This is a genomic window from Microbacterium sp. CGR1 (assembly GCF_001266755.1).
Lineage (GTDB): Bacteria > Actinomycetota > Actinomycetes > Actinomycetales > Microbacteriaceae > Microbacterium.
In genome coordinates this window covers 2,996,331-3,018,991 of sequence record NZ_CP012299.1, presented here as the reverse complement: position 1 = coordinate 3,018,991, position 22,661 = coordinate 2,996,331, and the positions used below count along the sequence as shown (strand labels likewise).

Sequence of the window (22,661 nt, the reverse complement as noted above, 5' to 3'; positions counted from 1 at the left end):
TCGAGCGGTGGAGGTGCGGATCAGCCCTTGACGGATCCCTGGGTGAGCCCGCCCACGATGTACTTCTGCAGCGAGAAGAACAGCGCGAGCACGGGCACGGCGGCGACCACGACGCCGGCGGCGAAGAGCCCCCAGCGTGAGGTCAGCTGGTTCGAGACCCACTGGTACATGCCGACGGCGAGGGTCCAGTTGTCCTCGGACGTGAGGATGATCTTCGACAGGATGAAGTCGCCGAACGCCGCGAGGAACGCGAGCAGGGCGACGACCGCGAGGATCGGCACGACCAGCGGCATGATGAGCCGCCAGAAGATCTGCGCGTGGCTGGCCCCGTCGATCTTCGCCGACTCGTCGATCTCGACGGGGATCGTGTTGAAGAACCCATACATCAGGAAGGTGTTCGCGCCGAGCGCGCCACCGAGGTACACGCAGATCAGGGCGATCTTCGAGTTGATGCCGAGCGCCGGCACGACGTCGCCGATCGTCTGCAGCATCAGGAAGATCGCGATGAACGCGAGCGCCTGCGGGAACATCTGCAGCACGAGCAGGGTGGTGAGGCTGGCGCGTCGTCCGCTGAACCGGAACCGGGAGAACGCGTACGCCCCGCAGGCGCCCATGAGCACCGAGCCGACTGCGGTGACGCCGCCGATCAGCAGGGTGTTGCCGAACCAGACCCAGTAGCGGGATTCACCCAGAGCGATGTAGTTCGCCGGGTCGAACGCGCTGAACAGGGCACTGGATGCCGCAAGGCTGCCGTTCGGGTTGAGCGAGGCCGAGAGGACGTAGACGAGCGGGAACGCGGCGAAGAACAGCACGCCGGCGGCGAGGATGTACTTCCAGCCGACCTCGCCCCACCAGCGACGCCGACGTGCGCCCGCGCGCGCGGCCTCGGCATCCTTCGATGAACCGGTCACGATGACTCTGGTCTCACTCATCACTGGTACTCCTCGAGCTTGCGGGTCTGTCGGAAGCTCAGCGCTGAGATGAGACCGACCACGATGAAGGCGATGATCGACAGCGCACTCGCGAGGCCGTAGTCGGCCGCACCACCCGAGACGCCTGAGACGTCGTAGATGGCCGAGACGAGGATGTCGGTCGAACCCAGTGCGTAGGGCGCTCCGGCGATCGCCGGCCCGCCGTTGTTGAAGGTGTAGATCACGGTGAAGTTGTTGAACGCCACCGCGAACGAGGCGATCAGCAGCGGAGCGGTCGAGACGAGCAGCAGCGGCAGCACGATGGCGCGGAAGCGCTGCAGCTTGTTGGCCCCGTCGATCTCGGCGGCCTCGAGCGTCTCGCCGGGGAGCGACTGCAGGGCTCCGGTGCAGACGAGGAACCAGTAGGGGTAGCTCAGCCAGACGTTGACGAAGATCACCGCAGCCCGGGTCAGCCACGGGTCGCCGAGCCAGTTGATCTGCGACCCGAAGAAGAACAGGTCGTTGATGACGCCGAACTCGGCGTTGAACATGCCGCGGAACAGCAGCGCGGCCATGAACGCGGGGAACGCGTAGGGCAGGATGAACAGCGCTCGCAGGAACCGGCGACCCTTGACCCGCGGGTCGTTGTAGACGATCGCGAGGCCGAGCCCCACGGCGAAGCTGAGGACGACCGAGAGGATCGCGAACGCGAACGTCCAGACGGTCACGCTCAGCAGAGTGCCCGCGAGATTCGCGTCGGTGAAGAGCTTCAGGAAGTTGGCGAAGCCGACGTTGACCGACCAGCCCGTCGGCAGCGCCGTGCCGTCCTCGGCCACGAACGCGCCGAGTTCTGTGGCGGTGTAGACCGTGCCCGATTGCGTGTCCGTGATGGTCTGCGCCTCGGCATCCCACACCAGCGTCGGTTCGTACACCGAGCCGGTCGAGCCCTCCCGTGTGCGGATGGAGCCGTCGTTCGGGTCGTCCGACACGGGCACCCTGAGGTCCTTGATGGTGGCGCCGAGTGCCGGATCGGTCAGCACGGTCGCCCTCGGGACGACCTCCCACCCGGGCACCTCGCTGGGGGCGCCGGTCGCGCCGATCTCGGCATCGGATGCGGTGGTCAGCGGCTCGGTGGCCGAGCCGACCTGCACGTCGCCGTCGTCATCGACGATCGCGAAGCCGAGCTCTGCGCCGCGCTGCACGATCGACAGCGGGTAGTCGGACGAGCCCTCGATGCGGCGCTCGCCCTGGATCAGTGCGGCCTCGACCGCCTGCTCCTGGGTGCCGACGTGACCGGTGCCGTAGTTCGTGAAGGCGATGTAGGCCGTGTAGCCGAAGATGAAGATCTGGAAGACGAGCAGGAAGATCAGCCCGGGCAGCAGGTACTTCAGCGGCAGCGCCCTGCGGGTGAAGTACACCCAGTCGGCGATGATCACCAGCAGCACGACGACGCCGAGCACGATCCACGACTCGGCGCTCCAGGCCGAGATGGCCGTCATGATGCCGAAGGCGTTGACCAGCGCCATGAGCGCGAGCTTGATGAGGAAGCCCCAGCCGAGGCCGCGGAAGCGGCGGGCATGGGACTCGCGCGAGGGCTTCACCACGGGAGTGGGCGCCTCGGCGGGCGGTGCCTGGATCGTCATGTGTGCGTCCTGTCTGAGGATCGCAGGACGGGGAGGGGTTCGGGCTCCTCCCCGTCCGGCGGGGTCAGCCGGCGAGGGTCGTCTCGAGGTCGGCGACCATGGTGTTCCACGTCGACACCGGGTCGGCGCCGTTGATGATCTGCGCCTGCGCGGCGTTCCACAGGTCCCAGACGGAGCCCATCTCGGGGATCGACGGCATCGGGACGCCGGTCTGCGCCGAGGCCACGAATCCGGCCGTGATCGGGTCGGACGACACCTCTTCGGCGAGCGTGGTCCACGCCGGGATGCGCGGGTCGGCCTCGTACAGCGCGCGCTGCGCGTCTTCGGTGCCGAGGTAGTTCACGAGGAACTCCTGCGCGAGCAGCGCGTTCTTGCTCTTGCTCGAGAGGTAGAAGCCCTGCACGCCGACGAACGGCGCAGCGGTCTCGCCACCCGCAGACGGGATCGGGTTCACGGCGACGTTGACGCCCTCGAACGCGCTGATGGCCCACGGGCCCTGGATCGTGTACGGGGCCTTGCCCGACGCGAACAGCTCGTTGTTGATGTCGTAGTCGACCGTGGTCGAGATGTAGCCGGTGCCGTTCGACCCGTTGGCTCCGAGCCACGTGGCGAACGCCTCGCCGGGCGCGCCGCCCATGCCGACCTCGCTCGTGTACGAGCCGGTGTCGTCCTGCACGAAGACAGGGGCGCTGAACGAGGTCTGCAGTCCGTACATCGTGTATCCGTCGCCGGTCTCGCCACCCGTGTTGATGACGAACGGGCGCTCGGTGCCGGCGGCGACGCCCTTGGCGATCATGTCGTCCCAGCTGGCGGGAGCCTCCGCGCCGACCAGGTCGACGTTCTGCACGAGGGCGATGGTCTCGAGCGAGTACGGCATCGCATACAGCTGACCGTCGTACGTCATGGCGTCGAGCGCGACCTGCTCGAACTCCGACGCCTTGTCGCCCAGGTCGATCGTGTCGACGACACCGGCCGCGACGAGCGCGCCGAGCCAGTCGTGGGCGCCGACCGTGATGTCGGGGCCCTCTCCGGTCGGGACCTGTGCGATGAAGTCGTTGCGGAGGTCCTCGAAGTTCTTCTGCACGAGGGTGACCTTCGCGCCGGTCTCCTCCTCGAACGCCTCTGCGGCGGCGGTGATCGCGGCTTCGCGCTCGGCGTCCGTCCAGATGACGAGTTCCGCGCCGTCGCCGGATGCGGCGTCGTCGCCGCCTTCGGGTGCGCCGGCGGAGCAGCCCGCGAGGACCACGGCCGCGGCCAGAGCGAGTGCGCCGACTCCGATGTGCTTGCGCATGCGTTTTCCTATCTGTCGTGGCCGACGATGCGCTGCGCGTCATCGCGACCGGTGAGTGGGTGGTGCTGGGTGAAGCGGGTGGTGCGGGGTGAAGCGGTTCGTGCGGTTCGTGCGGTTCGTGCGGTCAGTGGGAGGTGCGGATGACGGCGACGCCGCCCGCCGCGATGGTCAGGGCGCCCGAGACCTCGGCGCCGCTGAGGAGCTCGATGCCCGAGGCATCGAGCTCGACGTCGTCGTCACGGTGGTTCACGGCGATCCGGTAGACCGCGTCGGCGCCGTGACGCGTGATGACCTCGAGGCCGTCGGCGACGCCCGACGGGGTGATGTCGGCATCCGCGCAGACCTCGTGGAGAAGGGCGCGCATGCCCGCGGCATCCAGACGGGTGCCGACGTACCAGCCGGTGCCCGCTCCGTGGCGGTGACGCGTGATGGCCGGCTCGCCCTCTCCGGGTCCTCCCGAGAAGTTCGCGACGACCTCGGCTCCTTCGAGCGCGATGTCCTCCTGCCAGACGTCGGCGACGATGCCCTCGTGATCGACCCAGTCGAGCCCGTGGCTCTCGCCCTCGCGCAGCGGCAGGAACTCCTCGACCGTGAGGCCGAGCGCCTCGCGCAACGGCGCGACGAAGCCACCGGCGTGCACGGCGTCGTTCTCGTCGACGATCGCCGAGAAGAACGACACGAGCAGGGTGCCGCCGTCGTTGACGTAGGCGGTGAGGTTGGCGGCATCCGCCGTGCTCAGCAGGTACTGTGCCGGAGCGACGACCAGGCGGTAGCCCGAGAGGTCCTGGCCGGGCAGGGCGAAGTCGACCGTGATGCCGTCACGCCAGAGCTGCTCGTAGAAGCGGCGCACCTGGGCGGCGTGCGTGACGTCTTCGGACGGGCGCCACTCGAGGTCCTGCGCCCAGAACGATTCGAAGTCCCAGAGGATCGCGACGTCGGCCTTCACGACGCTGCCCTGCACCTCGTCGAGGCGCCCGAGTGCTACACCCAGATCGACGACCTCGCGGAAGACCCGCGACTCGGTGCCGGCGTGCGGCAGCATCGCCGAGTGGAACTTCTCCGCACCGGAGCGCCCGGCGCGCCACTGGAAGAACAGGATGCCGTCGGCCCCGCGACCGAGGTGCGTGAGCGAGTTGCGCTTCATCTCTCCCCGGCGCTTCGCGATGTTGCGCGGCTGCCAGTTCACGGCCGAGGTCGAGTGCTCCATGAGGATCCACGGCTTGCCGCCGCCCACCGAGCGGCTGAGGTCGGCGGCGATCGCCAGGCCGATGTGAGCGTCTTCATCGGCGGCCCACAGGTAGTGGTCGTCTGAGACGATGTCGACCTCGCGGCCCCACGCCCAGAGGTCCGTGGTCCAGCTCTGGTTCGCCATGAAGTTGGTCGTGATCGGCTGGTCGGCGTGCGCGCGGATCGCGTCGCGCTCCGCGATGAAGCACGCGCGCAGCTGGTGATCGGTGAAGCGCGCGAAGTCCAGGCGCTGGGCGGGGTTCACGACGCTCGGGGCGATGGCCGGGGCGGCGACGTGCTCCCATGCCGAGTAGTGCTGGCCCCAGAAGGCGGTGCCCCACGCGCTGTTCAGTGCGTCGAGCGAGCCGTACTTCTCCTGGAGCCAGAGCCGGAAGGCGGCGACCGCGTTCGGCGAATAGTCCTCGCCGACGGGAACGCCGTACTCGTTGTGCACGTGCCACAGCACGACGGAAGGATGCTGTGCGTAACGCGCCGCGAGAGCATCCGCGATCCGCACGATCGCCTCGCGGTAGGCCGGCGACGAGTGCGAGGCCATGCCGCGCGAGCCGAAGCCCATCGTGCGGCCCTCGCGGTCGATGACGTGCGCGTCGGGGTTGCTCGCGAAGAACCAGGCGGGCGGCGAGGCCGTCGGTGTGCCGAGGTCGACCCTGATGTCGTTCTCGTGCAGGAGGTCGAGCAGCTCGTCGAGCCAGGCGAAGTCGAACTCGCCCTTGGAGACCTCGATGAGCGCCCACGAGAAGATGCCGACACTGACCAGGTTCACCCCGGCCTCGCGCATCAGGATGACGTCTTCGCGCCACGTCTCGGGCGACCACTGCTCGGGGTTGTAGTCGCCGCCGTAGGCGATTCCGCGCAGGTCGGGCCAGGCGTGGGGCGAGGTCATCGGCACTCCATCGGGTCGGTGTGGTCGTGGTGCGGGTCCCGACGTGCTGTCGCTCATTCGACTGGGACCGGTCTCAGGTTGTCACGGGGACATGACTGGGACCGGTCTCAGTTCTACCCCAGGTTCGGCGTCGACCACAACCGCCGTTACCGAACTGAGACCGATCCCAGGTTGGACTACCGCTGGACGGGATGCTGTGGGTAGAGTCACAGGCGATGAGTGATGTGAGCGCGAAGCGCAAGCCGACGATCCGCCAGATCGCGGCGCAGGCGGGGGTGTCCCGCAGCACGGTCTCGCGTGTGATCAACGGCGGGCACTGGGTGTCTCCCGACGCCAGGCAGGCCGTCGAAGAGGCGATCCTCGCCACCGGCTACACCGCCAACCATCACGCTCGCAGCCTCGCGACCGGTCGAGCGGGCTCCCTGGCCTTCCTCCTCACCGAGCCGCAGCAGCTGCTGTTCGACGATCCGACGTTCGCACTGCTGCTGCGCGGAGCAGCCGAGGCTCTCGCCCAACGGGCCATGACCCTGGTGCTCCTCGTCGCCGGAACACCCGCCGAGCGCGAGAGCGTCGCCCAGTTCCTCAGCGCGGGACACGTCGACGGCGTCATGCTCATCTCGTCGCACGAGTCCGACCCGCTGCTCGATCAGCTGATCGAGGTCGGCATCCCGACTGTGTGCTGCGGCGTGCCGCTCGGGCACGAACGCGAGCTCTCGACGATCTCCGTCGACGAGATCGCCTCCGCCCGCACCATGGCCGCGCACCTCGTGACGCAGGGACACCGCCGCATCGGCATGATCGCCGGCCCTGACGACACCCCCGGTGGCCGCTATCGCCTGGTCGGATTCCGCGAAGAGCTCGGCGACCTCTACGACGAATCGCTGGTCGAGCGCGGCGACTACTCGTACGAGTCAGGACTCGCCGCCATGACGCGGATGCTCGAGCACGACGTCGACGCGGTGTTCGCGGCATCCGACCGGATGGCGGCCGGAGCCATCGCCGCCGCCCGCCGCGCAGGGCGCCGCGTGCCCGAGGACATCGCGATCGCCGGCTTCGACGACTCAGGCCTCGCCGCGACGCACGAGCCCCCGATCACGACCATGCGCCAGCCGTGGGATCAGATCAGCGCGAAGATGGTCGCCGTGCTGCTCGAGGTCATCGCCGGGGCATCCCCCCGCTCGGTCATCCTCGACACCGAGCTCGTGGTGCGCGCGACCGCGTAGGCGGCATTCGCTCCGCTGCCGCCCCCGCTCCCGCTCCCGCTCGTGCTCGCGCTCCCGCTCCCGCTCCCGCTCCCGCTCCCGCTCGCGCTCCCGCTGCCGCTCGTGCGCGCGCTGCGAAGGTGATCTCTCGCAGCGAAGGACCGAAGGCCGCGTGAGGCCCTTCGCAGCGCGATATCTCCTTCGGTGCGTGCGATGGCTGATGACAGGACGCGTCGACGAGGTCTCGCTCGCCCCCTACGGCCGGTCGAGCACCTCGCGGAGCGTGGCAGCGAAGGCCTCGGGCTGCCCGGCATAGCCGAACTCGCCACCCATGAAGCCGCCGTGGTGACTGGGGAAGACCGTCGCCTGCTGTCCGAGCTTCTCGGCCAGGGCGAGCGCGGTGCGGCCGGTGTAGCCCTTCAGCGACTCCTCCCCGACAGCGACGACGATCCGAGTCGGGGATGCCTTCAGCGCTTCGAGATCCGGCTCGTAGAGCGGCACCGCCCACGAGAGTTCGGACAGCAGTGGATCATTCCGCGAGCCGTCGTCCTCCGTCGGCATCCCGAATGCCGCGGGGTCGGGGGCCGGCTGGGCGAGGAACTCCTCGGTGACCTCTCCCTCCCACGACGTCATCGCGACGAACGCCGCCATTCCGGCACCCCATCCTCGCTCCTGATATGCCCGGGTACAGGCGATTCGCGCTCGATGCACCGCTTCGGCATCAGGCAGCACGCAGTCGATCGGCGGCTCGTGGGCGACCAGAGTCACCACGTCCTGAGGGTGCGCGGTGACCAGAGCGAGAGCACTCACGGCTCCGCCGCTGCTCGCGAACATGTCGACAGGGCCCGCACCGAGCGCCTCGATGATCGCGTGGACATCCTCGGCCTGGAGATCGGGCTCGTTCGTGACTCCGCCGTCCTTGCGCACGCTGCGGCCCAACCCTCGTGGGTCGTAGGTCACGACGGTGCGATCGCCGAGCAGCTTCACCTGCGCCTGGAAGCCGCTCGCATCCATCGGCTGGCCGATCATCATCAACGGAGGGCGGCCATCCTTCGTCGGGAGTGGCCCATGCACGTCGTAGACGAGGTCGACGTCCGGGAGCTCGAGGGTGTGCTGCGTCATCGGGTGGCCTCCTCGGCGTCGAACGATTCCACTGGGATGCTACGGCGCGGCATCCGCTGGCGCCAGCGCTTCGACACTTCTTCGTGACAGCCGACCGCATCCCGTCTCAGCCGACCGCATCCCGTCTCAGCCGACCGCATCCCGTGTCAGTCGACCGCATCTCGTGCCAGCCGACCGCATCCCGTGAAGGAGATCTCGCTCGGCGAAGGATCGGATGCCGGATCCGCGCCTTCGTTACGTGAGATCTCCTGCGATGCGAACGCGAACGCCAACGCGAACGAGAACGGCCCCCCGAACCGCCCGGCCTCAGCCGCGCATGGCGACGCCGCGTCGCCAGTAGCCCATGAAGGCGACCTGCGAGCGGTCGATGCCGAGATCCTTGACCAGGTGGCGGCGCAGCGTCGTGACGACGCCGCTTTCGCCGGCGATCCAGAAGTAGCGCTCCGCGGGAGCATCCGCCTCCGCGATCTCCTCGCCGAGACCCGAGTAGTCGGGGGTCTCCCAGAGCAGGGCCTCCGTGTCGATGTCCTTCACGTCGATCTCGTCGGCAGCATCCGCATCTCCGAGGTACTCGAGCACGGCGGGAATCAGCCGCACACCGTGGGGCTCACCCGCATCGCGAGGCAGCCAGTGCACCTCGACCCCGGCAGGCGCGTCGATGCGCAGGACGTCGGCCGGGGACGGCACCTCGATGAAGGCGCAGCCTCGAAGGTCGCTCGGGGCGTCTTCGAGGATGCGCGCGATCGCGGGAGCCGCCGTCTCGTCACCGGCGAGGACGACCGACGTCGCGGTGCCCGGCTCGTACTCGGCGCCGCCGTGTGCGGCCGCGGCGACGCCTCGACGCGGTCCGACGATGAAGAGCTCCTTGCCGACCGCCGCCGCATCGGCCCAGCGCGACGCCGGGCCCGTGAGACCGGGCGCCAGGTGCAGCACGAAATCGACATCGATCTCGGTGCCCGCATCCGTCACCCGCAGGTCACGCACCGAGTAGGTGCGCATGGATCCGCGGTCCTCCTCGGGGACGGCGAGGAAGGAACCCCACCAGTCGTCGGTCTCACGATCGAGATCGGGGAGGATGCCGGATGCCGGCGGGAACACGATCTTGATCCGGGAGTCGAAGACGTCACCCGGCGTGCCGAACTCGAGAAGATCGTCGCCGCCGAACGTGATCCGCACGAAGTTCGGCGACACCCGTTCGACCCCGCGCACCTCGGCGCGAGCGAGCACGTAGGTGGGGCGTTCGGTCGTGGTCTCAGCGGACATGATGCCTTCCGATCGGGGTGACCATCGGCTTCCCGGAGACCGGGTCGATGGTGATCTGGTTCGCGAGGTCGAAGACCTCTTCGACGAGCTGGGCGGTCACGACATCCTGCGGAGCGCCGGTGGCGTGCACCCTGCCCTCCTTCATCGCGACGAGCTCGTCGGAATACCTCGCGGCGAGGTTGAGGTCATGCAGCACCATCACGATCGTGGTGCCGCGCGAGACGCTGAGGTCGGTGAGCAGATCGAGGACCTCGACCTGGTGAGCGACGTCGAGGAACGTGGTCGGCTCATCGAGCAGCAGGATGTCGGTCTCCTGCGCGAGCGCCATGGCGATCCACACGCGCTGACGCTGGCCGCCCGAGAGCTCGTCGACGCTGCGGTCGGCGAGCTCCGTGGTGCCGGTGGCGGCCAGAGCATCCGCGACGACCTCGTAGTCGTGAGCGCTCCAGCGAGCCAGCATCTTCTGATGCGGATGCCGACCGCGGCCGACGAGATCCGCGACGGCGATGCCCTCGGGAGCGACGGGCGACTGTGGCAGCAGGCCGAGGATGCGCGCGACCTCCTTGGTGGGGCGCGCGTGCACCGACTTGCCGTCGAGCACGACCTGACCCGCCGTCGGCGAGAGCAGACGCGCGAGCGAACGCAGCAGGGTCGACTTGCCGCATCCGTTCGCGCCGACGATCGTGGTGATCTTGCCCGGCGCGATCGCGAGATCGAGGCCGTCGATGATCGTCCGGTCGCCGTAGGCGAGAGTGACGGACTCCGCCGTCAGAGTGTGCGCCTCGGTCACAGGGAGCCTCCCGAGCGGTTCGTGCGGATGAGCAGGTAGATGAGGTACGGAGCGCCGAGCACGCCGGTGATCACGCCGACCGGGTAGCGCTCGCCGAACGCGAACTGACCGATCAGGTCGCCTCCGAGCACGAGCACAGCGCCGATGAATGCGCTGGGGACGAGCAGGTTCGCTCCCGGCCCCGTGATGCGGGCCGCGATCGGACCCGCCATGAACGCCACGAACGCGATGGGGCCGGTCGCGGCGGTGGCGAACGCCAGCAGTGCGACTGCGCCGAGGATGAAGAGCAGACGAGTCGTGTTGACCCGCACCCCGAGACCGGACGCCGAATCGTCGCCGAGCTGCATCGCCCCGAGCGCCCTGCCCTGCAGGAGCAGCAGCGGCACGATGATGACGGCGGCGATCGCGAGCGGCATCACGCGTTCCCACGAGGCGTTGTTCAGGCTTCCGGTGAGCCACTGCATCGCGGTCTGGATGTCCCAGTTCGCCGCCCTCGACAGCATGTACGAGATGATGCTCTGCAGCATCGCCGCGACACCGATGCCGATCAGGATCAGTCGAGTGCCCGCGAAGCCGTTCTTGATCGACAGCAGGTAGATGACTCCTGCCGTGACGATCGCACCGCCGAGCGCGAGCAGCGAGACGATCGGCCCGTTGAGCGACAGCACGATGATGCCGAACACCGCTGCGGCGCCGGCGCCGTTCGAGATGCCGATGATGTCGGGCGAGGCGAGCGGGTTGCGCAGCAGCGTCTGGAACGAGACGCCGGCGATGCCGAACGCGAAACCCGCGAGGATCGCGAGCACCGCGCGGGGCAGGCGCAGCTCGCCGACGGTGAACGACGCCCCCGGCACGGTCTCGCCGAGGATCACGCGGATCACCTCGTCGAGCGGATAGAACGTGTTGCCGATCATGAGCGCCACGGCGAACAGCACGAGCAGCAGCGCACCGAGCACGATCGTGGCCGTGGCGTGGCGGCGGTGGCGTGAACGACGGCCCGCGACGAGCGCGGCGACCTCGTCGCGGGTGCGGTCGGATGCTGCGGGAGTGTGGGCGGGAGCCCGGTCGATGGTGCTCACAGTTCACGCACCTTCTGACGACGGACGATCCAGATGAAGAACGGGGCGCCGATGATGGCGGTGATGATGCCGACCTGGATCTCCTCCGAGGTCGGCGCGATGACGCGGCCGACGATGTCGCTCGCGAGCAGCAGGGCGGCGCCGGCCATGGCCGAGAACGGCAGCAGCCAGCGGTGGTCGGTGCCGATCAGCATCCGGCAGACATGCGGGATCACGAGACCGACGAATCCGATGGGCCCGGCGATCGCGGTGGCTGCTCCGGCGAGGATCACGGCGCCGACCGCCGACATGAGGCGCGTGCGGAAGACGTGCTCGCCGAGTCCCTTCGCCATGTCGTCGCCGAGGGCGAGGGAGTTCATGCCCCGGGCGCTGGCGAAGCAGATCAGTGCGCCGAGCGCGAGCACCGGGGCGGTGATCGCGATGCGCGGCCACTCGGCACCGCCCACTCCGCCGATCTGCCACGACTGGAATGCCTGCAGCAAGTCGACGCGCGGCAGCATGACGGCGCTGATGAGCGAGGCGAAGGCGGCCGAGGTGGCGGCACCGGCGAGCGCGAGCTTGAGGGGCGTGGCACCGCCGCGTCCGAGCGAACCGACGGTGTAGACGAACGCCGCGGCCAGGGCGGCGCCGATGATCGCGAGTGCCATCTGGCTGTAGGCGTCGGTGAGACCGAGGAAGGCGAGGCCGAACACGACGGCGAGCGAAGCGCCGTTCGAGACGCCGAGGATGCCGGGGTCGGCGATCGGGTTGCGGGTGACCGCCTGCATCGTCGCGCCGGAGAGTGCGAGCGCTGCACCGACGAGGATCGCGAGCACCGTGCGCGGAAGGCGCTTGATGATCGCCGCCTGGGCGAGGGTGTCATCCTGCCCGGCGAGGGCGGCGAAGATGTCGTCGATGCTCACGGAGCGCACGCCGAAGCAGATCGACAGGATGCAGAGCACGAACAGCACACCCAGGCCGACGAGCAGCCAGAGCGTGCGCGCCCATGCCGGGCGTCGCAGATCTGCGACGCCCGGCAGGGGAACGGTGACAGCGGTCACGGGAATTCAGTGTGCGAAGGTGACGCCGACGGTCACTTCGCGGCGAGCGGTGCTGCCAGCAGGCCGAGGTAATCGGACAGGCCCCACTGGATCGACAGCGGCGACGGGTTCGCTGAGGCCGCGATCGGGGTGGAGTCGGGCAGGATCACGATGTTGCCGGCGGCGATCGCGGGGATCTTCGACAGCAGCGGGTCGGCCTGCATGGTGGCGATGAGCGAGTCGTCGCCGTAGGTCACGAAGACATCGACGTCGTCGAAGGTGTCAGCCTCTTCGGAGCTCACCGAGAGGTAGAACTCCTTGCTGTCTGCGTTCTCCTCGACGATCGACGGAAGCGGAAGACCCAGGTCGTCGTGCAGGTAGCCGGGGCGCGTGTCGATCGCGGTGTAGTAGCCGACCTGGCTCAGGTCGCTCGGGTCGACATACGCGAACAGCACCTTCTTGTCCTTGAGGGCGCTGTTCTCCTCGAGGGCGGCCTCGGCGTCGGCGTGCAGCTCTTCGATGAGGGCGTCGCCCTCCTCCTCGAGGCCGAGCGCCTTCGAGTTCATCTCGATCATGTCGTCGACCGGGGTGCCCCAGGCGACCTCGGGGTAGGCGACCACCGGTGCGATCTTCGAGAGCTGGTCGTACTCCTCCTGCGTCAGACCCGAGTACGCCGCGAGGATGACGTCGGGCTGCGTGTCGGCGACGGCCTCGTAGTCGATGCCGTCGGACTCGTCGAACAGCACGGGCTCTTCGCCGCCGAGCTCGTCGAGCTTGTCCTCGACCCAGGGCAGGATGCCGTTGTCGTCGTCGTCGCCCCACGTGGCCTTGCTCATGCCGACCGGGACGATGCCGAGAGCGAGGGGAACCTCGTGGTTCGCCCACGCGATCGTCGCGACGCGCTCAGGCTTCTCCTCGATCGTGGTCTCGCCGAACACGTGCTCGATCGTGACGGGGAAGGCACCGTCATCGGCGGGGTTGCCGCCGGCGGAGTCGGAGTTCGAGTCGGTCGACGACGTCGCGCAGGCCGTGAGGCCGACGGCCAGAGCCGCGGCGACACCGGCGGCGATGAGACGAGAGGTGCGCACAGGCGTTCCCTTCGGGTTGGGATGAGGGGGGTGCGGCGCGGAGGGGCGCCAAGGCTTTGGTAAGCCTGGCCTAATCTAACAGAAAGTTAGGCAAGCCTCATCTTGGGTCCCTGGCCCGGGCGTCATCCTCGCCTCTCGCGCGGGGTCGACATCACACCGCACCCGCCCGTTGCGGGGGGGGGCACGTGCACGGGCAGAAAACACCCGGACATGCAGAAAGCCGGCCGGATCCGTGAGGATCCGACCGGCTTCAGGAAGCCTATGCGCGCTCAGAGAGCGCGGATGTTCGCAGCCTGCATGCCCTTGGGGCCACGCTCAGCGTCGAATTCGACCTTCTGGTTCTCACGAAGCTCCTTGAAACCGGAGCCGGTGATTGCCGAGTAGTGGGCGAAGAGGTCGTCCGTGCCGTCATCGGGAGCGATGAAGCCGAAGCCCTTTTCCGCGTTGAACCATTTCACAGTGCCAGTGGCCATGTGTTTTCTACTTTCTGTTTTCAAACGGCCGCTTGCGCGGCCCGCGCCGTGACGGAACGTCCGACATACGCGCCTGCTCAACGTACCACGGCAGGCTGACCGGTGTCCCGGAAGTTCGGATTCTTCTGAAGAACAGCCGCCTCGGTGCGGGTGCTCACCCCGAGTTTGCGCAGCACGGCCGACACGTGGACGCTCACCGTCTTGACGCTGATGAAGAGCCGCTCCCCGATCTGGCGGTTGCTCAGACCCTCGGCGATCAGCTCGAGCACCTGCCGCTCGCGGGCGGTGAGCGGGTCGACATCCGGTTCGACGCCGGCGGTGCCGGATGCTGCGGTGCCGGATGCGGTGCCGGATGCTGCGGCGAGGCCAGCCGCCGCTTGGAAACCACCGACGATCCGCCCCAGGGGAACGTGGCCGAGGCGCTCCGCCTGGCGCATCGCGGCCGAGAGCACGGCGCTCGCCTCCCCTCGGTCTCCTGCGTCGACGAGTGCGCGAGCGAGAGCCAGACGCGTGGTCACCGCGAACGTCACGGGCACATCGCGGTCGTCTGCGTGCTCGACCGCCTGGCGCAGGGCTGCGACGGACGGGAAGAGGAATGCCTCGAGGATCGTCTCCCACCTGTCGCCTCGCAGCTGCGAAGGTTGGGCGCGCCACGCGTCGCGCACGTCTGCGACCGCCGCCTCGACCTCGACGCCGGATGCCCGCAGCTCGGCGATGAACCATGCCGCCTCGAGCAGCAGTCGACGCTGATGCAGGGACACCGGCCCCTGATCGGCGAGCATCGCCCTGACCTCACCGAGAGCACCCGCGAGGTCGCCCCGCCCCTCGGCGACGGCCACGCGCATCATGACCTCGTCGTACCAGATCTGACGTTCGACCCGACCGGTCTCCTCGAATGCGGGGTGCCACTCGCGAAGGATCTCGGCCGCCTCCTCGTGTCTGCCTCGCCAGGAGAGCACCCGCACGCGCGTCATCGTGGAGTACATGTGCGAGATGCGCAGAGTCCGCTGAGCGAGCTCGCGCGCCAGCATCCCCTCGACCCGTTCGATCTCGCCCATCTCGAGCAGTGGCACGGCCATGTTCTGCGTCATCAGCGCGCCCGTGGTGCGCTCGACGCCGAAAGCGCGCGCGGGCGCGAGCCCCTCTTCGGCGACCCTGACGGCATCGCGATAGCGCCCCAGCAGGCCGAGCAGATCCGAATAGTTGACCCGGTATCTCATCTCGGCGTTCGTGCCTTTGGCGAGCTGCAGGGCGAGCGCGTACTCGCGGTGCCCCGCGTCGAGGTCGCCGAGGTGCGCGCGGGCTCCGCCCCGGACGTTCGCGGCGATCGATGCCTCGTCGTCCGACCCGGCGCGCGCGGCCCGCTCGCCCGCCTCCGCCGCCAACGCGATCGCCTCGTCGAGTCGCCCCGAGATCATGTAGCGACTGGCGAGCTGGTTCAGCACCGAGGCGCGCAGCCGGTCGTCGTCGACGCCCGCCTCGAGGATCTCGAGCGCCTGCTGCAGCAGCGGGACCGCCCCGGCGCGGCCGAGGTTCATCGTGTAATACGCCTTGTCGCGCAGCAGCCGGGCGTGCATGCGGGGGTCGACTGTCGTCGGATCGACCTCGGCGAGCGCGAGATCGACCACGGCGAGCGCCCGTTCTCCGTCTCCCGCGTTGCGCAGCACGGAACCGAGAGTGCGCAGCACCTCGAGGCGCGCCACACCCACGACGGCCTCGGCATCCGGCACCTGGATCCACAGGTCGAGGGCGAGCTCGCCGAAGCGGGCAGCGCTCGCGAAGGCGAACCGCGACTTGGCGTCGGCCATCGCGGTGACGGCCGCGGCGAGCGCCCGCCGGTCGTCTTGCGCGAGCTGCCAGTGATAGGCGAGCGCGGCGGAGTCGGCGGTTTCGACCCCTGAGCAGTTCTCCTCGAGCGCCTCGGCATACGCCCGATGCAGCCGCGCTCTCTCGCCCGGGAGCAGATCGTCGTGCACGGCTTCGCGCAGCAGCGCATGCCGGAACCGGTAGTCGTCGTCGACCACGACGAGGATGCCGCTGAGCGTCGCCTCGCGGATCGCCTCGTCGAGGCGGGCTTCGGGCAGACCCGCGAGGCGGGTGACGAGCGGGTGGGTCAGCGGACGCTCGGCTCCCGAGACGAGCTGCACCACCCGCCGGGCGTCATCGCTGAGACGGTCGAATCGGGCGAGCAGCAGGTCGCGCAGACTGCCGGGCAGGGGACCGGTCGAGCACCCGGCGAGCTCTTCGACGAAGAAGGGCACGCCCTCGGCTCGATCGTGGATGCGATCGAGCGCCGCGTCTGTCACGGGCTGCCCGGTGAGCGATTCGACGAGCGCACGGACACCCGAGGTGTCGAGCCGATCGATCGCGACCCTCTCGAGCAGACGCGCGCGGGTGGACTCGCCGATGAAGCGGCTCACGGCATCGCCGCGTCGCACGTCGTCGGAGCGGCAGGTCAGGATCAGGAGGATGCGGCCGTGCCCGAGGGCGCGCAACAGGAAGGAGAGCAGCGCCAGGGTCGACTCGTCAGCCCAGTGCAGGTCTTCGACGACGAGCACCTGCGGCGCGTGTTCGGCGGCCGCCTCGATGAGCGCCGCGATCGCATCGCGCAGGCGGTCAGGGCTCGTCTGGGATCGCTCGGTGGGGTTGAGCTCGGGCAGCAGCATGCCCAGCGCCTCGACGCCGACGCCGATCTCCTCCCGCACCCGGTCGGCGCCCATGCTCGCGACGATCGACCGGAGGATGCCGGCGAGCGGCCCGAAGGGCGTGCGCGACGCCCCGAGATCGAGGCACCAGCCGACATGCACGTCTGCGCGGTTCGTCACCTCGGCGCTGAACTCGCGCAGCAGTCGCGACTTGCCGATGCCCGCCTCGCCCTCGATGAGCGCGGCCACCGGGACCCCGTCGACCGCTCGCCGGAACAGCTCGCGGATGGTCGCGAGTTCGGTCTCTCGGCCGACCATCGCGGCGCTGGGGGCGGACGGGGGCATGAATTCATCGTGCCACTCCCCTCCGACATCCGGCGTCGCGCTGCCGTCTGCCCGCAGCGGAGCGACGATCACCGGGCGGGTGCCGGTTCGCGGCCCGCGGATGCGCGGCGCTCGGGCTGCCGTGCAGCATCCGTCGCCGCGTCGCGCGATGCGTCGGTCGTGTGCAGCAGCCGGCCGGCCAGACGCCGGACCGGGCCGGGCTGTCTGCGGACCAGCTGATCGCTGCGCTCCTCGATGACGCGACGGCGTTCTGCCGCGCGAGCGAGCTGCTCCTGATCGAACTCGGTCGATCTGTAGGCGAGATACGGGTGCTCGAACATGACATCTCCTCGGTGTGCGATGTCCTCAGAATCCGCTCTGAGTCACCCCGACGACATCGGGAGGATGCCCTATCTTCCGTTGATGAGTTCCCTAGTCGACGCCGGGCGTGCCGTCGTCCGGGCAGCGAAAGAGGTCCGAGCGGTGATGGGGGCACCACCGCTCGGACCTCAGCTCAGGGGTCGATCAGGCGTCGACGTCGCCGCGCCACGCACCGGTCTCGGTGCCGCGCTTCTCCATGAACTCCTTGAAGTTCTGGAGATCCTTCTTCACCGCGTGCGAGCCCGCGCCCACGAGAGAGCCGACCTTCTCGAGAAGCCCCTCGGGCTCCCAGTCGATCTGCACGGTCACGCGGGTCGTGAGGTCTTCGAGCTTGTGGAACGTCACGACGCCCGCATGCTCGGTCTCACCGCCGATGCTGTTCCACGCGACTCGCTCGTCGGGGTGCTGCTCGGTGATCTCCGCGTCGAACTCGCGCGTCGCGCCGCCCACGTTCACCTTCCAGCGGGTGTGCGTGTCGTCCAGCTGGACGATCGACTCCACCTCGTCGAGGAACTGCGGGAAGCTCTCGAACTGCGTCCACTGGTTGTACGCCACGTCGATGGGAACGTGTACGTCGATGGTCTCGATGATCTGCACCATGTGATGATCCTCACTGTTCGTCGGTCGTGTCATCCCATTCAGCGGCGTTCGACGACTCTTGGCGACGGGGTTGACATCTCCCCTGACGGCACTCGCTAGCCGAGTAGCGTTGCAGGCATGCGCATCCACGCCGCGATCCGCGCCTCGAAGCGCTCACCCCTGCTGCAGGTGGTGAAGTCCGCCGCGGCGACGATCGCCGCATGGATGCTCGCGGGATGGGTGGTTCCGGGACAGCTCCCCGTCTTCGCCGCGATCGCCGCTCTGCTCGTCGTGCAGCCCAGCGTCAACCAGTCGCTGTCGAAGGCGCTCGAACGCAGCATCGGCGTGATCGTCGGCGTGGTGATCGCGGTCGCCCTGGGCCTTCTCCTGGGGTCACCGAGCTGGATCGTGCTGCTCGCCATCGTGGTGGCCATGCTCGTCGCGTGGGCCTTCCGGGCGACGCCCGGCACCGGCAACCAGGTGGCCATCTCGGCGATGCTCGTGCTCGCGCTGGGCTCGACTCCCGACTATGCGATAGCGCGCATCTTCGAGACCCTGATCGGCGTGGTCATCGGCATCGTCGTGAACGCCCTGATCGTGCCGCCCGTGCTGGTCGCCCCGGCCCGACGCGATCTCGGGCTGCTGGGCAGCGAGCTCGCCTCGAGCCTCGACCGACTCGCCGATGCGCTACCCGAACCCCAGACTCCCGCCACGCTGCATCAGCTCATGCTCGAAGCCAGACTGCTGCGCCCGATGAAGGACGCGGCAGAGGCATCCATCGCTGCGGGTGAGGAATCCCTCACTCTGAACCCGCGCCGGTCAACGCACCGTGAAGAGCTCGTCGAGATGCGCGCACTGCTCGAACGGCTGACGCCCATCGTGACGCAGACCATCGGGATGACGCGCGCCTACTTCGACCACTACGACGACTCCATCGGGGAGGAGCCGGCCGTCACGGCCATCGCGGAGCAGCTGCGGCGCGCAGGGCACGATGTGCGACTGGCTGTGCAGATCGCCGACGTGTCCCCGGAGCCCGAGACACTGACCTCGGCGATCCCGGCACTGACCGCGCCTCTCGTCATCCGGCCGCCCTCGTCGACGCACTGGATCCTCATCGGGTCGCTGATGGAGGACCTCAGGCGCATCCGCGCGGAGCTCGTCGACGAGGAATGACAGGGCGACGCGGCGGCGCCGGTCAGTCCTGCTCGGGGTCGTCGGCGAGCACGTCGCCGTCGTCGTCGTCGCTCTCGTCGCCCGAGCCGGAGGGGACGACCGTCGGCGGCTCTCCCTTGTTGTCCTCGGCGCCGAGGTTGTCGTTCTCCTCGGGGCCGGGCGACGGCTCCGTGCTGATGTCGTTGCGGTCGGTGCTGATGTCGTCGCTGTCGCGAGTCATGGCATTTTCCCTTCGTCGGAGTTCGATCTCCTGCGAGGTTAGGGCCGCATGCCCGCAGAAAGCCCGGGCCTTGACAAGCGCTCCGGGCCTACCCTGGTGACATGTCCGACATGACCGTTCCCGAGGCTCTGGCCGAGCTCGCCGCCCTCGAGGATCCGAAGATGCGCGCCGCGAACGAGAAGCGCGGCGACGACCACGGCATCAATCTCAGCCGCATGCGCACCCTCGCGAAGCGCATCAAGACAGACCAGCCCCTGGCGAAAGAGCTGTGGGCGACCGGCGACACCGCCGCCCGGCTGCTGGCGCTGCTGATCTGCACGCCGCGCGCGTTCACCGCCGACGAGCTCGACGCGATGCTGCGACAGACTCAGGCCCCCAAGGTCAACGACTGGTTCGTGAACTACGTCGCGAAGAAGACCCCCCTCGCGGAGGAGCTGCGGCTGCGCTGGTTCGACGACTCCGACCCGACCGTCGCCGCGGCCGCATGGTCGCTCACGACGGTGCGCGTCGCGAAAGATGCCGAGGGCCTCGACCTCGATCACCTGCTCGATCTGATCGAGCGCGATCTGCAGAACGCGCCCTCGCGGTTGCAGTGGGCGATGAACGAGACGCTCGCCAACATCGGCATCTTCCACCCGGAGCTGCGGTCCAGGGCGCTCGAGATCGGTGAGCGCCTGCAGGTGCTCGCCGACTACCCCACCGCGCCCGGCTGCACCTCGCCGTTCGCGCCGATCTGGATCGGCGAGATCGTGCGGCGGCGCGAGGGCTGAGACCCGACGCGAGGGCTGATCCCCGCATCCGGCGACTCAGCCCTGCGTCCCGCGACTCAGCCCTGCGTCCGTCAGCGAACGCTGCCGACTGCGGCCCGCGGTGCCGTCAGCATCGCTTCGGCGTCGGTGAACTCCTTCTCGATGTCGTCGTTGCGCGTGTAGGTGACGAGGCTCACCACGACGGCCGCGACGAACGCGAACACGAACGCGGGGAGCAGCTCGTACAGGTCGGTGTCCAGGGCCTTCCAGACGAACACCGTGACCGCTCCGACGAACATGCCCGCGAGAGCACCCCAGTTCGTGAGCTTGCGCCAGAACAGGCTGAGCAGGATGATCGGGCCGAACGCGGCACCGAATCCTGCCCAGGCGAACGACACGAGCCCGAGGATCGAGTCGTTCGGCGTGATCGCGAGGATGATCGCGATGATCGCGACGACGAGCACCGCCAGGCGGCCCAGCAGCACCAGCCGTTTGTCGGACGGCGGGGTCTTGCGCACCACCTTGTAGAGGTCCTCGACCAGCGCAGACGAGCACACGACCAGCTGGCTCGACACGGTGCTCATGATCGCCGCGAGCACGGCCGCCAGCACGAGTCCGGCGACGAACGGATGCAGCAGCGTCTGCGACATCAGCAGCACCACGGTCTCGGGGTTGTCGAGGGTGATGCCCTGCTGCGCCATGTAGGCGATGCCGACGAGGCCCGAGATGATCGCGCCGAACATCGAGACGACCATCCAGGAGATGCCGATGCGACGCGCGCTCTTCGCCTCCTGCGGCGAGCGCAGCGCCATGAAGCGCACGATGATGTGCGGCTGCCCGAAGTACCCGAGGCCCCACGCCAGGGCCGAGGCGATGGCGAGGAAGGTGCCGCCGGTGACGGCCCCTCCGCCGAGCAGCGACAGGAATCCCTCTCCGGCGTTCTCGGTGATGAGCGTCGACGTCTCCTCGAGTCCGCCGATCGCGATGACGGCGGCGACCGGCACGACGATCAGCGCGATCACCATCATCAGCCCCTGCACGACGTCGGTGAGGGAGGCCCCGAGGAATCCGCCGAAGAGCGTGTACAGCAGCGTGATGCCGCCGACCAGCAGCATCCCGAACAGGTAGTCGCCGTTGAACGAGCTCTCGAAGAAGACGCCGGCGGCGACCATGCCCGACGAGATGTACAGCGTGAAGAACACCAGGATGATGAGCCCCGAGACGATGCGCAGCGACCGGCTGGTGTCGCGGAGCCGGTTCTCGAAGAAGCTCGGGATCGTGATCGAGTTGCGCGACACCTCGGAGTAGGCGCGAAGCCGTGGGGCCACCAGCAGCCAGTTGAGGTAGGCGCCGATCGTCAGCCCGATCGCGATCCAGGCCTCGATCAGTCCAGCGGCGTAGATCGCGCCGGGAAGGCCCATCACGAGCCAGCCCGACATGTCGGCCGCACCGGCGCTGATCGCGGCGACCCACGACGGCAGGTTGCGTCCGCCGAGCATGTAGTCCTCGTGGTCGGAGGTGCGCTTGTAGGCGAAGTATCCGATGAGCAGCATGCCGGCGAAGTACAGCCCGAGTGCCCCGTACAAGAAGATCTGATCGGACATCGTCGTCCCTTTTCCGCGGTGCCGATCACCGCTCGGTACCGATGATCTCAAGGCGGACGCTGTGGTCCGGGCGCGCCACGCAGAGACCGCTGGTTACGCTGAAGCCATGAGCACGCACATCGCCGCACAGCCCGGTCAGATCGCCCCCGTCGTCCTGTTCCCCGGCGATCCGCTGCGGGCGAAGTGGATCGCCGAGACCTTCCTCGACGACGCCGAGCTGTACTCCGAGACCCGCGGGATGCTGGGCTTCACCGGCACCTGGGAGGGCCACCGCGTCTCGGTGCAGGGTTCGGGCATGGGTCAGCCGTCGATGGCCATCTATGCGACCGAGCTGTTCGAGGAGTACGACGTGCAGACGATCGTGCGCGTCGGCTCGTGCGGGGCGCTGACCGAGAAGCTGCAGGTGCGGGACATCATCATCGCGAACGGCGCCTGCACCGATTCGGGCATCAACAGGGTGCGCTTCCACGGACTCGACTACGCACCTGTCGCGGACTTCGGACTGCTGCGCGCGGCGGTCGAGGCGAGCGAGGCCGAGCCCCTGGACTCGGCCGTCCACGTCGGTCTGCTGTTCTCGAGCGACCAGTTCTACAGCACCCGACCCGAGCTGACCGAGCCGTTCGTGCAGCACGGCGCCCTCGGAGTGGAGATGGAGGCCGCGGGGCTGTACACCCTCGCCGCGTACCACGGGCGTCGCGCTCTGGCCATCTGCACGGTGTCGGATCACATCGTCACCGGCGAGCAGACCACCGCTCAAGAGCGCGAGCAGACCTTCGGCGACATGATCCGCATCGCACTGCGCGCCGCGACGTCCGTCTGAGGCGTTGCGGGCCGGCCGGCGCGCTCGCTTGCAGGCTCGCTCCCTCGCAGGCTCCCTCGCAGGCTCACAGGCTCGCAGCGAAGGAGATCTCATGCTGCGAAGGACCGCATCCAGCATCCGCTCCTGCACAGCACGTGTTCCCCTTCGCAGGAGG

At 68.7% G+C, this 22,661-nt stretch carries 20 protein-coding genes; 4 read left to right on the top strand and 16 right to left on the bottom strand.

The window, feature by feature from the left end; genetic code table 11:
* Positions 1 to 20: 20 nt before the first annotated feature.
* The 4 genes from AKG07_RS14530 to AKG07_RS14515 form a co-directional block, all read right to left on the bottom strand.
* Positions 21 to 932, bottom strand: coding sequence for a sugar ABC transporter permease (locus AKG07_RS14530; RefSeq protein WP_053098533.1), 912 nt, complete (start codon positions 930 to 932; stop codon positions 21 to 23).
* Positions 932 to 2,554, bottom strand: a complete 1,623-nt coding sequence (locus AKG07_RS14525) for an ABC transporter permease subunit (protein ID WP_053098532.1) — start codon at positions 2,552 to 2,554, stop codon at positions 932 to 934. Before AKG07_RS14525 ends, AKG07_RS14530 begins: the two co-directional genes overlap by 1 nt.
* Positions 2,555 to 2,618: 64 nt before the next feature.
* Positions 2,619 to 3,845 carry a sugar ABC transporter substrate-binding protein gene (locus AKG07_RS14520; RefSeq protein ID WP_053098531.1) on the bottom strand — a complete coding sequence of 409 codons (1,227 nt, stop codon included), beginning with the start codon at positions 3,843 to 3,845 and terminating at the stop codon, positions 2,619 to 2,621.
* A gap of 124 nt (positions 3,846 to 3,969) precedes the next feature.
* The gene (locus AKG07_RS14515) at positions 3,970 to 5,976 is read right to left on the bottom strand and encodes a beta-galactosidase (protein ID WP_053098530.1); all 2,007 of its coding nucleotides are present in this window, start codon (positions 5,974 to 5,976) and stop codon (positions 3,970 to 3,972) included.
* Positions 5,977 to 6,191: 215 nt separating this feature from the next.
* On the opposite strand from AKG07_RS14515, the gene AKG07_RS14510 reads away from it, so the two are divergent.
* On the top strand, positions 6,192 to 7,199 hold the full coding sequence (locus tag AKG07_RS14510; RefSeq protein WP_053099357.1) for a LacI family DNA-binding transcriptional regulator: 1,008 nt from the start codon (positions 6,192 to 6,194) through the stop codon (positions 7,197 to 7,199).
* Between the two features lie 234 nt (positions 7,200 to 7,433).
* On the opposite strand, the gene AKG07_RS14505 is transcribed toward AKG07_RS14510, so the two are convergent.
* The 10 genes from AKG07_RS14505 to AKG07_RS14460 form a co-directional block, all read right to left on the bottom strand.
* On the bottom strand, positions 7,434 to 8,300 hold the full coding sequence (locus AKG07_RS14505; protein WP_053098529.1) for an alpha/beta fold hydrolase: 867 nt from the start codon (positions 8,298 to 8,300) through the stop codon (positions 7,434 to 7,436).
* A 306-nt stretch (positions 8,301 to 8,606) separates the two neighbouring features.
* Positions 8,607 to 9,563 (bottom strand): siderophore-interacting protein, encoded by a 957-nt coding sequence (locus AKG07_RS14500; RefSeq protein ID WP_053098528.1) that lies wholly within the window; start codon positions 9,561 to 9,563, stop codon positions 8,607 to 8,609.
* Positions 9,553 to 10,353: an ABC transporter ATP-binding protein gene (locus AKG07_RS14495; RefSeq protein ID WP_053098527.1), complete on the bottom strand. Its 801-nt coding sequence runs from the start codon at positions 10,351 to 10,353 to the stop codon at positions 9,553 to 9,555. The genes AKG07_RS14500 and AKG07_RS14495 overlap by 11 nt, the downstream gene beginning before the upstream one ends.
* Positions 10,350 to 11,423, bottom strand: coding sequence for a FecCD family ABC transporter permease (locus AKG07_RS14490; RefSeq protein WP_053099356.1), 1,074 nt, complete (start codon positions 11,421 to 11,423; stop codon positions 10,350 to 10,352). The genes AKG07_RS14495 and AKG07_RS14490 overlap by 4 nt, the downstream gene beginning before the upstream one ends.
* A 5-nt stretch (positions 11,424 to 11,428) precedes the next feature.
* Positions 11,429 to 12,472 (bottom strand): FecCD family ABC transporter permease, encoded by a 1,044-nt coding sequence (locus AKG07_RS14485; protein WP_072590572.1) that lies wholly within the window; start codon positions 12,470 to 12,472, stop codon positions 11,429 to 11,431.
* Positions 12,473 to 12,504: 32 nt separating this feature from the next.
* On the bottom strand, positions 12,505 to 13,539 hold the full coding sequence (locus AKG07_RS14480) for an iron-siderophore ABC transporter substrate-binding protein (RefSeq protein ID WP_053098526.1): 1,035 nt from the start codon (positions 13,537 to 13,539) through the stop codon (positions 12,505 to 12,507).
* A gap of 269 nt (positions 13,540 to 13,808) precedes the next feature.
* A complete protein-coding gene (locus AKG07_RS14475) occupies positions 13,809 to 14,012 on the bottom strand; it encodes a cold-shock protein (protein WP_042538190.1) in 204 nt (67 codons plus the stop codon).
* Positions 14,013 to 14,089: 77 nt separating this feature from the next.
* Positions 14,090 to 17,002 (bottom strand): helix-turn-helix transcriptional regulator, encoded by a 2,913-nt coding sequence (locus AKG07_RS14470; protein WP_150115144.1) that lies wholly within the window; start codon positions 17,000 to 17,002, stop codon positions 14,090 to 14,092.
* A 68-nt stretch (positions 17,003 to 17,070) separates the two neighbouring features.
* A complete protein-coding gene (locus AKG07_RS14465; protein WP_053098524.1) occupies positions 17,071 to 17,322 on the bottom strand; it encodes a hypothetical protein in 252 nt (83 codons plus the stop codon).
* Positions 17,323 to 17,506: 184 nt separating this feature from the next.
* A complete protein-coding gene (locus AKG07_RS14460) occupies positions 17,507 to 17,962 on the bottom strand; it encodes an SRPBCC family protein (RefSeq protein WP_053098523.1) in 456 nt (151 codons plus the stop codon).
* 117 nt (positions 17,963 to 18,079) lie between these two features.
* On the opposite strand from AKG07_RS14460, the gene AKG07_RS14455 reads away from it, so the two are divergent.
* Complete coding sequence (locus AKG07_RS14455) at positions 18,080 to 19,114, top strand: FUSC family protein (protein ID WP_053098522.1); 1,035 nt, start codon at positions 18,080 to 18,082, stop codon at positions 19,112 to 19,114.
* Positions 19,115 to 19,136: 22 nt separating this feature from the next.
* On the opposite strand, the gene AKG07_RS14450 is transcribed toward AKG07_RS14455, so the two are convergent.
* Positions 19,137 to 19,334, bottom strand: a complete 198-nt coding sequence (locus AKG07_RS14450) for a hypothetical protein (protein WP_053098521.1) — start codon at positions 19,332 to 19,334, stop codon at positions 19,137 to 19,139.
* Positions 19,335 to 19,435: 101 nt separating this feature from the next.
* Between AKG07_RS14450 and AKG07_RS14445 the strand changes: the two genes are divergently transcribed.
* Positions 19,436 to 20,104, top strand: a complete 669-nt coding sequence (locus AKG07_RS14445) for a DNA alkylation repair protein (RefSeq protein ID WP_053098520.1) — start codon at positions 19,436 to 19,438, stop codon at positions 20,102 to 20,104.
* Between the two features lie 71 nt (positions 20,105 to 20,175).
* Here AKG07_RS14445 and putP read toward each other — a convergent pair whose 3' ends face one another.
* Complete coding sequence (gene putP, locus AKG07_RS14440; protein WP_053098519.1) at positions 20,176 to 21,687, bottom strand: sodium/proline symporter PutP; 1,512 nt, start codon at positions 21,685 to 21,687, stop codon at positions 20,176 to 20,178.
* Between the two features lie 106 nt (positions 21,688 to 21,793).
* Here putP and deoD point away from each other — a divergent pair, with 106 nt between their 5' ends.
* Positions 21,794 to 22,507, top strand: a complete 714-nt coding sequence (gene deoD, locus AKG07_RS14435; protein WP_053098518.1) for a purine-nucleoside phosphorylase — start codon at positions 21,794 to 21,796, stop codon at positions 22,505 to 22,507.
* Positions 22,508 to 22,661 lie beyond the last annotated feature (154 nt).

Bases quoted from the DNA above. Each gene is read 5' to 3' on its own strand.
- AKG07_RS14450 (WP_053098521.1), bottom strand. From the start codon at position 19,334: ATGACTCGCGACAGCGACGACATCAGCACCGACCGCAACGACATCAGC.
- AKG07_RS14455 (WP_053098522.1), top strand. From the start codon at position 18,080: ATGCGCATCCACGCCGCGATCCGCGCCTCGAAGCGCTCACCCCTGCTG.
- AKG07_RS14515 (WP_053098530.1), bottom strand. From the start codon at position 5,976: ATGACCTCGCCCCACGCCTGGCCCGACCTGCGCGGAATCGCCTACGGC.
- AKG07_RS14525 (WP_053098532.1), bottom strand. From the start codon at position 2,554: ATGACGATCCAGGCACCGCCCGCCGAGGCGCCCACTCCCGTGGTGAAG.
- putP (WP_053098519.1), bottom strand. From the start codon at position 21,687: ATGTCCGATCAGATCTTCTTGTACGGGGCACTCGGGCTGTACTTCGCC.
- AKG07_RS14465 (WP_053098524.1), bottom strand. From the start codon at position 17,322: ATGTTCGAGCACCCGTATCTCGCCTACAGATCGACCGAGTTCGATCAG.
- deoD (WP_053098518.1), top strand. From the start codon at position 21,794: ATGAGCACGCACATCGCCGCACAGCCCGGTCAGATCGCCCCCGTCGTC.
- AKG07_RS14530 (WP_053098533.1), bottom strand. From the start codon at position 932: ATGAGTGAGACCAGAGTCATCGTGACCGGTTCATCGAAGGATGCCGAG.
- AKG07_RS14500 (WP_053098528.1), bottom strand. From the start codon at position 9,563: ATGTCCGCTGAGACCACGACCGAACGCCCCACCTACGTGCTCGCTCGC.
- AKG07_RS14510 (WP_053099357.1), top strand. From the start codon at position 6,192: ATGAGTGATGTGAGCGCGAAGCGCAAGCCGACGATCCGCCAGATCGCG.
- AKG07_RS14470 (WP_150115144.1), bottom strand. From the start codon at position 17,002: ATGCCCCCGTCCGCCCCCAGCGCCGCGATGGTCGGCCGAGAGACCGAA.
- AKG07_RS14445 (WP_053098520.1), top strand. From the start codon at position 19,436: ATGTCCGACATGACCGTTCCCGAGGCTCTGGCCGAGCTCGCCGCCCTC.
- AKG07_RS14520 (WP_053098531.1), bottom strand. From the start codon at position 3,845: ATGCGCAAGCACATCGGAGTCGGCGCACTCGCTCTGGCCGCGGCCGTG.
- AKG07_RS14460 (WP_053098523.1), bottom strand. From the start codon at position 17,962: ATGGTGCAGATCATCGAGACCATCGACGTACACGTTCCCATCGACGTG.
- AKG07_RS14505 (WP_053098529.1), bottom strand. From the start codon at position 8,300: ATGACGCAGCACACCCTCGAGCTCCCGGACGTCGACCTCGTCTACGAC.
- AKG07_RS14475 (WP_042538190.1), bottom strand. From the start codon at position 14,012: ATGGCCACTGGCACTGTGAAATGGTTCAACGCGGAAAAGGGCTTCGGC.